Source organism: Ruegeria sp. BB9 (assembly GCF_056539345.1).
Genome location: NZ_JBQFUU010000003.1, coordinates 414,441 through 428,072, shown reverse-complemented (window position 1 = coordinate 428,072; position 13,632 = coordinate 414,441). Strand labels below are relative to the sequence as shown.

Sequence of the window (13,632 nt, the reverse complement as noted above, 5' to 3'; positions counted from 1 at the left end):
GAGACCGTCCGGGAAATTCGCGCTGTTCGTCAGTTCGCGACCGATTGCAGCCTCCGGATGTCTGCGGCCGTGGCTGTTCTTTCCACAACGGTCCGGTTGAAGGGGTCTTTCAGCTCGTAGCGCCCGAACTCGATCTCTTCTTTCCAGCCGTTGGCGTAGTTGACTTCGATGTTGTTGCCCTGACGTTCGATCTTTGTGGGGCGGCTTCCGGCCGCGCCACCTTGCCGGGATCCGCTTACATTCTTGATCGAAATGCCGTTCGCCAGGGAACGAAGCCTTGAGATATCGGCACCTGTGGCTGGCCGTTCCTCAACGGTCCGATTCTGAGCATTCTTTCTCTCGTATCTGCCGTTTTCGATTTCTTCCTTTGTTCCGTCCGCATAGCGAACTTCGATCCCGTTCGCAGTTGTCTCGACCTTGGTTATGCCGGCCGACCCGGTCGGGGTGGTTCCGGATTGCGACGATCCCTTTTTGCTGCCGCTGCGACTTGATCGATCGTCGTCATCGTCGTCGTCATCATCCCGATCATCATCGTCGTCGTCATCCCGGTCGTCGTCATCATCGTCCCGATCGTCATCGTCATCATCGTCGTCCCGACCGCTGCCACTCTTGCCTTTGCCGCTTTTCGCAAACGCGTAAGCGGGCTCAAGCTGTAAGCCGCCCTCGGTGCTGAACTTGGGAGTGTATGGCGCCGCCGAAATCAACGTCGCCAGTGCCACAGTGCTGAGAAGTTGTCCCAGTTTCCGGTTCGCAATCATTTCAGCCTCCTTTGCTGTTCGACAAATGTCTGGTTGTCGAAGGGAGGCTAAAGCGGATTGGATCCGTCCACATCGGGCTTTGGTCTGACGAATTTCCAACCAAAGGTCCGAAAGGTGAAGCGAAAAGGCCCAAGGTGCCAAGATCACGCCGCCAGACGAATCGCCAAGGCTTATAGGTTGCCGGGGGATGTGGGCGTCGGCTCAGTCTGTTGTGGCGTCGTTGGCCGGTACCGGAACAGCCTTGAGATATGCGGCAATCGCCAACCGGTCCTCATCGGACAGACGGGAAGTGTTCTCGATGACCTCGGCCATCTCTCCGCCGGCGCTGTCATAGTCCGGAGCGAAACCGGACTTCAGGTATTCGGAGATGTCGGCTTCGGACCAATCCAGGTGGTTGGTGGTCAGGCCGGGAATGCGCCCTTTTCCGCTGGGATTTGGCGCACCCGTCAGCCATTGATCCCGGCTCAAGCCGCCAAGGCCATCTCTGGGCGTGTGGCACTCGGCGCAATGGCCCAAGGCTTCGACCAGGTAGCGCCCGCGCTGCTGCTGCGCATCGAGATCACCGTCCACCACCCACCCTGGTTCAAGGTAGAGAAGCTTCCAGCCGCCCAAGCTTCGCCGGATGTTGAAGGGGAACCCGACCTCGTGCGCGCTGCTTTCCTGCGAGGCGGCCGGCAGGGTGCCGAGGAATGCGTGCAGCGACACGACATCCTCCGGCGTCATGTTCGTATAGGTCGTGTAAGGGAAGGCCGGGTAATAGTGCTGCCCGGCCGGCCCGGTTCCGTAGATCAGGGCATCCGCCAGTTCCAGCGCCGACCATGACCCAATTCCGGCTTCTGGGTCGCTGGATATGTTCGGAGCTATGAACGTACCGAAATCTGTTTCGAACCGACGTCCGCCCGCCAGCACCAGCTTTGCCTCACCCTCGGAGTTCGGCGCTGAATGGCACGAGGCGCATCCGGCCGCAAAGAACACGGTCTCGCCCCTGACAAGATCAGGGGCAATACCGTCCAACTCGGCCGGATCGACGTGTTGCGGTCGGGTTAGAACCAGACCGGTCAGCCCGGCCACGACCGCGACGCCCGCGGCAATCGTCAGAAGCCGCCGCACCGTCAGGGCCTTGTCAGTTCTTTGGGGCTCTGTATGCCTTGTGACATGCCGAACAGGCTCCACCCAATGGTCCCATCGCTGCTTTCAGCGCTTCGACATCTTGCCCGGCGGCGGCCTGCATCGCAACCGCGGCTTCAGCCATTGCCTGGCCCTTGGCGCTGACATCCGGGAAGTTCTCCCAGATCGCCGGAAGCGCACGAGAAGATGGGTCGGAGACATTGTCGGACCCGGCTGGCCACATGGCCGACTGATCGATCTGCGTCACGGCAACCAGGTTGTTTGCCGCGCGCGTCGCGGCCTCGGCGTTGTATTCCACCTCGCCCTTGGCCATGCCGCCAAGCGTGCCCAGATTAAACGCATACAGCTGCATGACGGCCTTCCGCGCCTTGACGGCCGGGTTTTCGCTTTCCTGGGCTACGGCCGTGCCAATAATGGCCGCAGAAAACAAACTCGCCGCAAGGATTGAGAATTTCTTGATCATGGTATCTCTCCCACATGAATGTGTCGAATGGTAACTTGATCGAAATTTCTTGTAATTGTTTATTTCTCTGCGTTTCTTGTTAACTTATGAACAATCAAAACTGGGATGACATCCGATACGCACTCGCCGTAAGCCGGCACGGCTCGTTGAATGCAGCGGCCACAGCGCTGGGCGTGACCCATGCAACGGTGCTGCGCAGGGTGGCGGCGTTTGAACGACGTCATGGGTGCGTGATCTTTCAAAAGAACCCGTCGGGTTACAGTGCGCTGCCCGAGGCCCGGGCCATTCTTTCGGCCATGGAAAATGTCGAGGATGCGGTGCTTTCGGTCGAACGGGCAATCGTGGGCGCAGACCGTTCGCCGACCGGGCGGGTGCGGATTGCCTCGACCGACAGTCTTTGCCAGCTTGTGCTGCCCGGGATACTGAACCGCATTTCTGCGCTTTATCCGGGTTTGGAACTGAGTCTGCTGAGCGGGAACAATCACCATGACCTGTCGCGGCTGACCGCTGACATTGCCGTGCGTCCATCAATACGCCTGGGCGAAGACTTGGTGGGCGAGCGGGCTGGCGCGTTGGCCTTCGGGGTCTACGACGATGGGTCCCCCAACCGAAAATGGATGCGGTTGGACGGGGCGCTGAGCGGTTCGGTCCCGGCCAGATGGATGGCCGAACATGTGCGGGATGAAGACACCACCATCGGCGCGGACAGTTTCCTTGTGCTCGAGCAGATGGCTGCGACAGGTGTCGGCAAGGCATTTTTGCCGACGTTCATCGGTGATGCGGACCCGCGGTTGCGGCGGGCGCCGGACATCGATCCGAAAATCGAGGTTCCTCTGTGGGTGGCCACGCTTGAAGAGATTGCGCGCACGCCGCGGTTTGCCGTCGTGCAGCGGGCCTTGGTGGAACACCTGCCCGAAGCACTGGGCCGGTAAGATCAAACCGAAACGGCCGCCCTGAGCTGCTGCTGACCAAGTTCGGATTTTGATCCTTTCAGGAATGGCGACCCGCGTTCCAGCACCAGAAAACTGTCGCCCAGAGAATACGCGAAATCAAAATACTGCTCGACCAGGACAATCGCCATCTCACCTTGATCGCGCAACAGGCGGATGACTTCGCCGATCTGCTTGATGATGTTGGGCTGGATGCCCTCGGTTGGTTCATCCAGCAAAAGCAGCCTGGGTTTCGTGATCAAGGCCCGCGCAATTGCGAGCTGCTGCTGCTGACCGCCTGACAGATCACCACCGCGCCGCGACAGGAACTCTTTGAGAATCGGGAACAGTTCGAAGATGTAATCAGGTATCCTGTGTTCGCTGCGGGGCAGGCAGGCAAAACCGGTTTCCAGGTTCTCGCGGACCGTCAGAAACGGAAAGATTTCTCGTCCTTGCGGAACATAGGCCACACCTTTTCGAGCCAGCTCATAGGATGTGGCCTTGCCGATCTGCTCGCCGCCAAGCCGGTATTCACCGCCGCTGCGGGGGTGCGTTCCGGAGATGGCTTTCAACAGGCTGGTCTTGCCGACGCCGTTGGTGCCCATCACGCAGGTGACCTGACCCTGACGTGCGGTGATGTCGATCCCGCTCAGGATCTGGCTGCCGCCGTAGTGCAGGGACAGGTCCGAGATTTCCAGAAGCTCAGCGGCCAAGATACACCTCAATCACTTTGTCATTATTGGTGACGTGGTCCAGCGACCCTTCGGCCAGAACTGACCCTTCGTGCAGCACCGTGACCTTGCAGTTCAGGCGGCGGACGAACTCCATGTCATGTTCAACCACCACCACGGCGCGGGTTTTGGCGGCCGCGACAAGAATGTCGGTTGTGTGCTCACGCTCGGCGGGGGTCATTCCGGCGGCCGGCTCATCAACCAGCAGCAACTGCGGATCCTGCGCCAGCAGCATGCCGATCTCAAGCCACTGCTTCTGCCCGTGGCTCAACTCACCCGCCTTGCGGTTCAAGGCATTCTGCAGTCCGATTTCCTCGGCCAGGTCAGCGACCTTCTGATGATCCGACTGTCCGGCCCGAAACCGCAGGACCGCCAGCGGGCCGCGTTTGTTCCTGAGGGCCAGCATCAGGTTCTCGCGAACGCTCTGGTCCTCGAAGACGGTGGGGCGCTGGAACTTTCGGCCGATGCCGGCCTGGGCAATCTGGCTTTCGCTCATCGACAGAAGCGACACGGATTTGTCGCCCCACAGAACATGGCCGTCATCCGGTTTGGTCTTGCCGGTAATGATGTCCATGAACGTCGTCTTGCCCGCCCCGTTCGGGCCGATGACCGCGCGCATTTCGGCTGGGCCAATCTGGAATGTCAGGTTGTTGATGGCTTTAAATCCGTCGAAGGTTACGGACACGCCGGAGACTTCAAGTAACGTACTCATTCGTCGGCCTCTTTTTCGCGCAGCGACCCAAGGTCCGGCCCCAGATCGGCGCCGTGGCGGTCCGGGGCGCGCCGTTCGGCAAACCTGTCGATCAGACCGCCGATGCCCCGAGGCGCAAACAGCGTGACCGCGACAAATGACAACCCAAGCAGGATGGTCCACCAGTCGACCCATTGGATCGCGTAGAATCCCAGCGAGATGTCGGGGGCCTGACCACCCGTGAACCAGGTGGACAGCAGAGAAACGAATGCTGCGCCGATCACCGCTCCGTACAGACGGCCCCGTCCGCCGATGGCCACCCAGACGGCCAGGTAGATTGATGCAATGGGCGCGATCTCGGCTGGATTGATGATGCCGGCTTGAGGGTAGTACAGGGCGCCCGCGATGCCGCAGATCACGGCGGTGAAGGTGAAGATGAACAGCTTGTAGGCTTCGACCGAATACCCAAGGAACCGAACCCGGCTTTCGTCGTCCCGGATGGCGCGAATGACCGATCCGAACTTGCCGGACACCATCCAGGCGCAGACCAGATAGCCCAGCCCCAGCGCCAGGGCCGACGCCCAGAAGAACAGGATCGAAACCGTCGATTGCGGCACCGAATCCAGACCCGGCAGATTCTGCAGACCCGACAGGCCGTTGTTCCCGCGCAGCCCGCTGTCGTTCTGAAACAGGTACAGAGACAGCGCCAGCGTCATCGCCTGTGTCAGGATCGACAGGTAGACCCCGGTCACGCGGCTGCGGAAGGCCAGCCACCCGAACACAAGGGCCAGCAAGCCGGGCACCAGTACGACCGCAGCCAGTTGCAAGGGCAGCGAATGCGCAACAGCCCAGATCGGTGGGAACTCGGATGCGCCGACGACTCCGAAGATCTGGGTGGCGATACCGTCAGAGATTTCCTGGGCCGTTGGTGGCAGGGCCGAGGACGCGAGGCTTTCGATCACGATGATCTCGGTCCGCGCATACATCAGCCACATGCCGATGGCGTATCCGCCGATACCGAAGAAGGCCATATGCCCCAGGGACAGGATGCCCGTGTAGCCCCACACCAGGTCCATCGCCAGGGCCGCAAGGCACAGGCAGAGGGTCTTGCCCAATGTCTTGACGAAGCTGGTGGATATCAGGCCGATCCCGAACCCTTCGCCCAGCACTGTTATGGTCGCCGTGAACAGCGCCAGGACGATCAGAAAGATCGCGACCGAGGGATAGCGCAGCACAAATGGCTTTCGCATCGGGCTGGCTGTGGATGTCATGTCAACCATATCACGCTTCCGCCGCCCGACCCTTGAGCGCGATGATGCCGCGCGGCCGGAATTGAATGAACAGGATGATGAACAGGATCATGTAGGTCTGCGCCGCCAGGGTATTGGACGGGTTGAACCATTCGATCCCCTTCTGCAGCGTGCCGACCATCGTGGCCCCCAGCAGCGTCCCCCAGATGTTGCCCACACCGCCCACGACCACTGTCATGAAGCTTTGCACGATATAGTCGGATCCCATCTCGGACGTGACCTTGGCGTAAAGTCCGATTGCCACGCCGGCAATGCCCGCGATGCCCGAGCCAAAGCCGAAGGTCAGCATGTTGATCCGGTCGGGATTGATACCCATCGAGGACGCCATGCGCGGGTTCTGCGTCACGGCGCGCACCTCAAGCCCCAGCCGGGTCCGGTTCATGACGATGAGGAAAAGCGCGAGGAACAGCAGCGCCAGAACAAAGATCGCGATGCGGATGTAACTGATGGAGACGATATCGTTCAGCACCATCGAACCGTCCAGCCAGGCCGGGGCGGTCAGGGGACGCGCCTGGGTTCCAAAGATGTTCTTGGCCAGTTGCTGCAGCGCGATGGAAACCCCGAAGGTCGCAAGCAGCGTCTCCAGCGGACGGTGATACAGCCAGCGAATGACCAGACGTTCCAGCAGAACACCGGCGCCGAAGGTCACCAGGAATGCGCAGGGAATGGCGACAATGATCGACAGGGTCAGGTCCGGAATGAACAGTTGAACCACATATCCGGTATAGGCGCCCATCATGATGAACTCACCATGCGCCATGTTGATGACGCCCATGACGCCGAAAGTGATGGCAAGGCCGATGGCGGCAAGGAAATAGATCGAGGCGAGCGACAGCGCATCCAGAACCAGATCCGCCGTCTGGTTGAGAGCGACTTGCGTCTCGATATTGTCCAGCACGGCCTGCGCCGCCAGCGCCACCGGCAACGGCGCCGAGGTGTAGACTCGGTAGAACTTGTACTGTTGCACAGCCTCTGCGATGTCGTCCTGCGTCACTAGCGGAGCGGCGAGCCCCTGATCGGCCAGCAGCTGGTATGCCGCTTGTCGTGCCGCATCTTCGTCCAGACTTGCCACCTGTACGCCTGCGACCCTGTCACCGTCGATATTCGAAATCAGGGTCTCTTTGATGGTGCTGTCGTCCACCAGGGCCGGTGCCAACCCGTTCTCGACCAACAGGTCATAGGCCTGTTTCTGTGTCAGTTCGTCCGACCCGGCCTCGATGGTCACAGCGCCATCCGGAGCCGTGTCGGACACCTTGATTTCAGATGCAACAAGGGGATTGAGCGTTGCGCGCACGTCAACGCCCAGATCGCCGGCGAAGCTGTCGATTGCAGCCAGCCTTGCGACCGCGTCATCATCAAACCGGATCGTCAACAGACGCTCGAGCCGGTCCTTGCGGGCCCGCAGATCCGCGTCCTGCTCTCCGGCAATGGCGCCGCGCAGGGCGGATAGGTGCGAGCGTTCCGCGTCCCGCTCGATCGCCGTCAGCGCTGCGCTTCGGTTCAGCGGGTCGGGGTCGTTCAATTGAAACTGCACCAGCGCCGAAGCGATCAACCCGCGAATGCCCGAGTTCGGCTTGAGTTGTTTGTACTTTTTCTTGTCGACGACACCGATCTCGGCCCCATCCGAGATGTCGAAAACCCGCAAACCGCCATCGGCTTTGGACGCAAAAACGAAAAGGCCCGTATCCCGGTTGAACCACATGTCCTTGGCCTGCCACCGCTCCAGGACGGTTTGTGCCTCGGGCAATCCACTCTGCGCCAGGGCGTCAATCGCAGGGCCGATCGTCTTGCGAGAGGATTTTTGAATGACCTCCGCATGGGCCTGCAAAAGCTTCTGGACCGGCGCGTCGGAGGATTGGGCTTGCAAAAGACCAGGGGCCACGAACAGCAGCAGGGCAAGCAAAGCCCGGCAAATCGAAAGCGTCATTTGGGGAGACCTCGGCATTGGGCCCCGGGGCACATGTGATGCGCCCCGAGGTATTCCGGTTCAGATCTTAGTAGTTCGATTTGATCTGTACGCAGCTTTTCGTTTCGGTGTTGTACATACCGCAACCCAGCTCTTTCCAATCCGAGATCAGAACCGCGGATTCGGGCAGGTAGTCCGTCCAGGCATCGCCCGGAACCTCTTCGGTCTGGCTGATGATGTCGAACTGACCGTCTTCCTGGATTTCGCCGATCAGAACCGGCTTGGCGAGGTGGTGGTTCGGCAGCATGACGGCCGTGCCGCCCGTCAGGTTCGGGAATTCCTGGCCGTACATGGCTGCGCGCACGGCATCGACATCCGTCGAGCCCGCCTCGGTCGCGGCGTTAACCCACATGTTGAAGCCGATGTAATGCGCTTCCATCGGATCGTTGGTCACCCGATCTTCGCCCATGCGGGCTTTCCAGGCGGCAACCCAGGCCTCGTTCGCTTCGCTCTCTGCCGACTGGAAGTAGTTCCACGCCGCCAGATGCCCGACAAGGTTGGTTGTGTCCAGACCGGCCAATTCTTCCTCGCCGACCGAGAAGGCAACTACTGGGATGTCATCCGCCGAGATACCTGCGGCGGCCAGTTCCTTGTAGAAGCCCACATTCGCGTCGCCGTTGATGGTCGAGATAACGCCGACTTTCTTGCCGTCCGCGCCCAGCGCAACGACATCCGCCACGATCTTGGACCAGTCGGAATGGCCAAAGGGGGTGTAGTTCACGAAGATGTCCTCTTCGGCGATCCCTTTCTGCTTCAGATAGCTTTCGAGGATGTTGTTCGTCGTGCGCGGATACACGTAGTCGGTGCCCAAAAGGGCGAATTTCTCGACCCCCAGTTCCTCAAGGAAGTAGTCCGTTGCGGGGATCGCCTGCTGGTTCGGTGCGGCACCGGTGTAGAAGACGTTCTTCGAGCTTTCTTCGCCTTCGTACTGAACCGGATAGAACAGCAAACCGTTGAGCTCTTCGATGACCGGCAACACGGATTTGCGGGAGACCGATGTCCAGTTGCCAAAGATCACGTCAACTTCGTGTACGGTCAGCAGTTCGCGCGCTTTCTCGGCAAACAGCGGCCAGTCCGAGGCGGGGTCGACAACTACGGCTTCCAGTTCGCAGCCCAGCAGGCCACCAGCTTCGTTCTGCTGTTCGACCAGCATCTCCATCGTGTCTTTCAGCGTGGTCTCGGAGATGGCCATCGTGCCGGACAATGAGTGCAGAACGCCCACTTTGATCGGGCAATCGGCCAGCGCGGGCAGGGCGGTTGCGAACAATACAGCAGCAGTAGTGTTGAGTAGTTTGGAGTGCATCAGCGTTTCCTTTTGTGCGATGCGCAGCAGGCTTGTCCGGAACGCCGAAACATCCCATATACCCCCCACGCTTAATTGCGGTGTGCGAGGGCGTCATCAGGTTCCTAGGCCGGGCACCTTCGCACATTTTCCAAGCCGTCTTTCGGCGCACCACATTGCTAGGTCAGCTTTTGCCGGGGCTCAGAGTCCGGTGGCGTGAGTTTTTGGATTGATTCAGCGTGTTGCCCAAATTTGCGGCGGTGCCGCATGGTTCGCCCAAAAATGCGGCGCTGCAGCGAAGAGTGGTCTTAGACGCCGCCCAGTATCAGCAGGCTGCACTGATCGAGAAGGTCGCTGGCCGTTTGCCGCGCGGCGCTGGCCGCCGTGATGTCCGAGCCAAAGGTTGCCGTATGGAGCAAGCGCGCATGGGCGTGTTTTGAGTTCACCCGGTGGCTCAGGACCAGTTCGGCCTCCTCTGCCGTCACGGTCGCCTCAAGCAAGGACACGAAGCCGCCGCGAAGCAACTCATAGTCCTGCGCCTTGGGGTCGTTCAGAAGCCAGGCATGCTCCATCTCGGCCGAAAAACGCCCGGCGCAGCCGGCAAACGATTTGACCATGTCGGTTTCAGCATGAAGCAATCCGATGGATGAGAAAGTGCATAGTGCTGAAACGAAAATAGTTTTCAAAGCGCCCATGTTTTGATCATTGCAACCGAAAAAGCGCCCGTCAAGGCAGCGCTTTGTGAACTGGCCTGCCCATTTCCCGACAGGCTTCGGTCGCACCGGGCCATGACGGAACCGGTTCCGCGCGGTTTTTGCGTCCCGGCCCTGCCGGGGCGCATTGAACACGGTTGAGGGCTGGCCGGACCAGACTAGCTATTGCCCAGATTTGGTTCGGAGAACGGTTTTGCAGATCGTCTGGTTCAAGCGGGATCTCAGGGTGCAGGACAATCGTGCCCTGGCTCAGGCGGCACAGCGGGGGGCGCTGGTGCCGCTTTACGTGGTTGAACCCGATCTTTGGCGTCAACCCGACATCTCCGCTCGCCAATGGGCGTTCATCCACGAAACCCTGGTCGAGCTGCGCAGGCAGCTTGCGGAACTGGGCCAGCCCCTGATCGTACGGACGGGCGAGATGCTGTCGGTCCTGGACGATCTTGCGCAAAGTTTCGACCTCACGGCCCTGTGGTCGCATGAAGAAACGGGAAACGACTGGACCTTTCAGCGGGACAAACGCGTGGCGTCCTGGTGCCGAACCCAGGGTATTCCCTGGCACCAGCCGCGCAATCACGGGGTTCGCCGCCGTCTGGCTTCGCGCGATGGCTGGGCCAAAGAGTGGGATCGCTTCATGAGCGAACCGATCACGCCCGCACCCATATTGCGGCCCATCCCGATGGACCCGGGTGGGATCCCGTCCAGCACGGAATTGGGGTTGCACCCGGACCCATGTCCACGGCGGCAGTCGGGCGGCCACACGGCGGCGTCGGACCGGTTGACCACATTCCTGAGCACGCGCGGCCGGACCTATCGCAGCGCGATGTCCTCACCTCAGCTGGGGGAACATGCGTGTTCGCGCCTGTCCCCGCATCTCGCATGGGGAACGCTGTCGATGCGCGAGGTGATGCAGGCCACATGGGCGCGGCAAAAAGCGCTGAGCCACACCTCCGACAAACAGTGGCGGGGGGCGATGTCCTCGTTCGAAGGCCGGCTGCTTTGGCACTGCCACTTTATCCAGAAACTGGAGGATGACCCCCGGATCGAGTTCCAGAACGTGCATCGCGCCTATGACGGGATCCGCCCCTCGGCCCCGGATTCGCATCGGCTGGAGGCCTGGGCCAACGGTGAGACCGGCCTGCCATTTGTTGACGCATGCATGCGGTACTTGCGGGCAACGGGGTGGCTCAACTTTCGAATGCGCGCGATGGTGATGGCGACGGCCAGCTATCACCTGTGGCTTGACTGGCGCGCACCCGGTGAGGTTCTCGCCCGCCTGTTCACCGATTACGAACCGGGCATCCACTGGAGCCAGGTGCAGATGCAGGCCGGCACCACGGGCATCAACGCGCTGAGGATCTACAACCCGGTGAAACAGGGCCATGATCAGGACCCGACCGGGACCTTTACACGCTGTTGGTTGCCGGAATTGGCTGATATCCCGGATCGCCATCTGCAAGAGCCGTGGAAGGCCGAGAACGCAGGTGCCGTGCTGGGCAAACGCTACCCGATGCCCATCGTCGATCACGTCGCGGCGGCCCGGTTCGCCCGGGATCGGATCTGGGCGGTGCGGCGCGGGGACGGTTTCCGGGACGAGGCTGCGAAGGTCTTGGCCCGGCATGGCAGTCGCAAAGGGCGTTTGCGGAAAGGAAACAGCCGTGCGGTCACCCGCAACCCGGCGCAATTGTCATTGGATCTGGGGGACTAGATGCGGATGCGGAAAAAGTCGGATCTTCCGACGAAAACCTGCGCTACATGCGGGCGCCCTTTCACCTGGCGGCGAAAATGGGCCAAGGTCTGGGACGAGGTCCGCCACTGCTCGCAGCGTTGCCGCCGAGCCCGATCATCTTCGACCGGCCAGAGTTAGAGGCTGTCGAGTATCTCGCGCGCGCTGTCGCGGTATTGGGCCTGTTTTTCGGGGTCCATCCGGTCCCAGGTTCGGTAGGCATGGCCCAATCTGGGATTGCCACGCAGCTTGTCGGCGTTGCGTGCCAGGAAATCCCAGTACAGTGGATTGAAAGGGCAGGCATTCGCACCGAACTTGCGTTTCACGTCATAGCGGCAATGCGAACAGTGATCCGACATCTTGTTGATGTAGTTTCCGCTTGCTGCGTAGGGTTTTGACCCAAGCAATCCGCCATCGGCGAATTGGCTCATTCCGATCACGTTGGGGGCCTCGACCCATTCATACGCATCGGCGTAAACCGCCAGGTACCACTCGTGGACTTCGTGCGGATCGACCCCGGCCAGCATCGCGAAATTGCCAGTCACCATCAGGCGCTGGATATGGTGGGCATAGGCGTGGTCGCGCGTCTGCCCGATTGCGGCCGCCATGCAGGCCATTTCCGTTTTGGCCGTCCAGTAGAAATCCGGCAGCGGGCGGGTTGCCCCGAAGTGGTTGCGCTCCGTGTACCCGGGCATGTTCAGCCAATAGAGGCCCCGAACATATTCTCGCCAGCCGATGATCTGACGGATAAAGCCCTCGACCGCATTCAAAGGCGCGCGGCCTTCATAGTAGGCACGCTCGACCTGCCGGCAGATCTCCATCGGCCCCAGCAGACCCGCGTTCAGGTAATGCGACAGGACCGAGTGATAGAGGAACGGCTCTGCCTGTAGCATTGCGTCCTGGTGGTCCCCGAACAGAGGCAGAGCGTGTTCCACGAAGTGGTCCAGCGCCCCGAGCGCGCCGGCGCGGGTCACTGCGAACCAGAACGGGCGCAGTTGTCCGAAGTTGTCGCCAAACTGGGTTTCGACAAGGCTCAGAACCTCGGTGGTGATGTCATCCGGGTCGGATCGGGGCGGTTGGGGCATAAACAGATCGGCAGTGGCGGGCTTGCGGTTTTCCGCATCAAAGTTCCAGCGCCCGCCTTCGGGTTGGTCGCCGTTCATCAACAGCCCCGTTTTGCGCCGCATCTCGCGATAGAAAAATTCCATCCGCAACTGCTTGCGTCCGTCCGCCCAATTGCGGAACTCTTGGTGCGTGGCGACAAACCGGTCATCTTCCAGCATATGTAGATCGGTTTGGCTCTGGTCCGCCCACTCAAGCAAGGCGGCTTTCAGCCGGTACTCGCCGGGCTCGGTCACCTGAACGCTCTCAATAGACAGATCCGCGGTGGCCCGCGCGATCTCGCCTGTGATGGAGCCGGTATTGTCAGGGTCATCCAGCCTGACATAACGAACCTGCCACCCCGCCGCACCGAGCTCATCTGCGAAATGGCGCATTGCCGAAAAGACAAACGCGATCTTCTTTTTGTGATGCGGAACATATCCCGCCTCGTCCGCGACTTCGGCCATCAACACCGTGTCGCGCGCCATCTTCGCCTGGCTCAAGGCGCTCAAGTCTTGGCTCAGTTGGTCGCCCAGCACCAGGATGAGCCGGCTGGGGGAGCGTTCGTTTGTCTGCGTCATTTCCGTCGAGTTAGGGCCGCCTCGCGGATGAGCAACCTAAACTTCTGGAAAGATTGAACGGCAGATAAATTGCGAAACCGAATCAACAGACGGGAAAACCGGCGGCGAAACACCGAAGTTTGTTCCGAGAAGCTATGGTGCCGCTGAAGGGACTCGAACCCCCGACCCCATCATTACGAATGACGTGCTCTACCAGCTGAGCTACAGCGGCCCATTCTTCCACGCGCACCCGCGCCCGTGGGGGCGTGGTATGCGG

General features: G+C 60.7%; 13 protein-coding genes and 1 tRNA gene. 3 read left to right on the top strand and 11 right to left on the bottom strand.

The genetic code is table 11. The features are described 5' to 3' along the window. Positions 1-29: 29 nt before the first annotated feature. The 3 genes from ACR0FC_RS13000 to ACR0FC_RS12990 all read right to left on the bottom strand — a co-directional run bounded on the left by ACR0FC_RS13000 (position 30) and on the right by ACR0FC_RS12990 (position 2,349). Entirely contained in the window at positions 30-857 is an 828-nt protein-coding gene (locus ACR0FC_RS13000; RefSeq protein ID WP_217358629.1) for a hypothetical protein, read from the bottom strand. Between the two features lie 102 nt (positions 858-959). Further along, a complete protein-coding gene (locus tag ACR0FC_RS12995; protein WP_170340819.1) occupies positions 960-1,868 on the bottom strand; it encodes a c-type cytochrome in 909 nt (302 codons plus the stop codon). Positions 1,869-1,881: 13 nt separating this feature from the next. Then, the gene (locus ACR0FC_RS12990; protein ID WP_170340820.1) at positions 1,882-2,349 is read right to left on the bottom strand and encodes a c-type cytochrome; all 468 of its coding nucleotides are present in this window, start codon (positions 2,347-2,349) and stop codon (positions 1,882-1,884) included. Positions 2,350-2,435: 86 nt separating this feature from the next. Between ACR0FC_RS12990 and ACR0FC_RS12985 the strand changes: the two genes are divergently transcribed. Beyond that, a complete protein-coding gene (locus tag ACR0FC_RS12985; RefSeq protein WP_170340823.1) occupies positions 2,436-3,281 on the top strand; it encodes a LysR family transcriptional regulator in 846 nt (281 codons plus the stop codon). A 2-nt stretch (positions 3,282-3,283) separates the two neighbouring features. On the opposite strand, the gene urtE is transcribed toward ACR0FC_RS12985, so the two are convergent. The 6 genes from urtE to ACR0FC_RS12955 form a co-directional block, all read right to left on the bottom strand. Continuing rightward, positions 3,284-3,991: an urea ABC transporter ATP-binding subunit UrtE gene (urtE, locus tag ACR0FC_RS12980; protein ID WP_170340825.1), complete on the bottom strand. Its 708-nt coding sequence runs from the start codon at positions 3,989-3,991 to the stop codon at positions 3,284-3,286. Next, the gene (urtD, locus tag ACR0FC_RS12975) at positions 3,981-4,721 is read right to left on the bottom strand and encodes an urea ABC transporter ATP-binding protein UrtD (protein WP_170340827.1); all 741 of its coding nucleotides are present in this window, start codon (positions 4,719-4,721) and stop codon (positions 3,981-3,983) included. The genes urtE and urtD overlap by 11 nt, the downstream gene beginning before the upstream one ends. Then, entirely contained in the window at positions 4,718-5,971 is a 1,254-nt protein-coding gene (gene urtC, locus ACR0FC_RS12970) for an urea ABC transporter permease subunit UrtC (protein ID WP_480656824.1), read from the bottom strand. The genes urtD and urtC overlap by 4 nt, the downstream gene beginning before the upstream one ends. 10 nt (positions 5,972-5,981) lie before the next feature. Next, positions 5,982-7,937, bottom strand: coding sequence for an urea ABC transporter permease subunit UrtB (gene urtB, locus ACR0FC_RS12965; protein WP_170340829.1), 1,956 nt, complete (start codon positions 7,935-7,937; stop codon positions 5,982-5,984). A gap of 67 nt (positions 7,938-8,004) precedes the next feature. Continuing rightward, positions 8,005-9,279, bottom strand: a complete 1,275-nt coding sequence (urtA, locus tag ACR0FC_RS12960) for an urea ABC transporter substrate-binding protein (RefSeq protein WP_170340831.1) — start codon at positions 9,277-9,279, stop codon at positions 8,005-8,007. 287 nt (positions 9,280-9,566) lie between these two features. Next, entirely contained in the window at positions 9,567-9,875 is a 309-nt protein-coding gene (locus ACR0FC_RS12955) for a hypothetical protein (protein WP_170340832.1), read from the bottom strand. Between the two features lie 289 nt (positions 9,876-10,164). On the opposite strand from ACR0FC_RS12955, the gene ACR0FC_RS12950 reads away from it, so the two are divergent. Together ACR0FC_RS12950 and ACR0FC_RS12945 are read left to right on the top strand one after the other, a co-directional pair. Next, positions 10,165-11,676 carry an FAD-binding domain-containing protein gene (locus tag ACR0FC_RS12950; RefSeq protein WP_170340834.1) on the top strand — a complete coding sequence of 504 codons (1,512 nt, stop codon included), beginning with the start codon at positions 10,165-10,167 and terminating at the stop codon, positions 11,674-11,676. Positions 11,677-11,682: 6 nt separating this feature from the next. Continuing rightward, positions 11,683-11,835 (top strand): DUF2256 domain-containing protein, encoded by a 153-nt coding sequence (locus ACR0FC_RS12945; RefSeq protein WP_217354938.1) that lies wholly within the window; start codon positions 11,683-11,685, stop codon positions 11,833-11,835. On the opposite strand, the gene ACR0FC_RS12940 is transcribed toward ACR0FC_RS12945, so the two are convergent. Then, complete coding sequence (locus ACR0FC_RS12940) at positions 11,832-13,376, bottom strand: cryptochrome/photolyase family protein (RefSeq protein WP_170340837.1); 1,545 nt, start codon at positions 13,374-13,376, stop codon at positions 11,832-11,834. The two genes, ACR0FC_RS12945 and ACR0FC_RS12940, sit on opposite strands and share 4 nt — an antisense overlap. Positions 13,377-13,511: 135 nt before the next feature. Beyond that, positions 13,512-13,587: transfer RNA gene (locus ACR0FC_RS12935), tRNA-Thr, on the bottom strand. Positions 13,588-13,632: the final 45 nt, after the last annotated feature.

Coding starts and splice junctions, on each gene's coding strand:
- urtD (WP_170340827.1), bottom strand. CDS start 4,721: ATGAGTACGTTACTTGAAGTCTCCGGCGTGTCCGTAACCTTCGACGGA.
- ACR0FC_RS12990 (WP_170340820.1), bottom strand. CDS start 2,349: ATGATCAAGAAATTCTCAATCCTTGCGGCGAGTTTGTTTTCTGCGGCC.
- urtA (WP_170340831.1), bottom strand. CDS start 9,279: ATGCACTCCAAACTACTCAACACTACTGCTGCTGTATTGTTCGCAACC.
- ACR0FC_RS12945 (WP_217354938.1), top strand. CDS start 11,683: ATGCGGAAAAAGTCGGATCTTCCGACGAAAACCTGCGCTACATGCGGG.
- ACR0FC_RS12955 (WP_170340832.1), bottom strand. CDS start 9,875: ATGGTCAAATCGTTTGCCGGCTGCGCCGGGCGTTTTTCGGCCGAGATG.
- ACR0FC_RS12940 (WP_170340837.1), bottom strand. CDS start 13,376: ATGACGCAGACAAACGAACGCTCCCCCAGCCGGCTCATCCTGGTGCTG.
- urtB (WP_170340829.1), bottom strand. CDS start 7,937: ATGACGCTTTCGATTTGCCGGGCTTTGCTTGCCCTGCTGCTGTTCGTG.
- urtC (WP_480656824.1), bottom strand. CDS start 5,971: ATGACATCCACAGCCAGCCCGATGCGAAAGCCATTTGTGCTGCGCTAT.
- ACR0FC_RS12985 (WP_170340823.1), top strand. CDS start 2,436: ATGAACAATCAAAACTGGGATGACATCCGATACGCACTCGCCGTAAGC.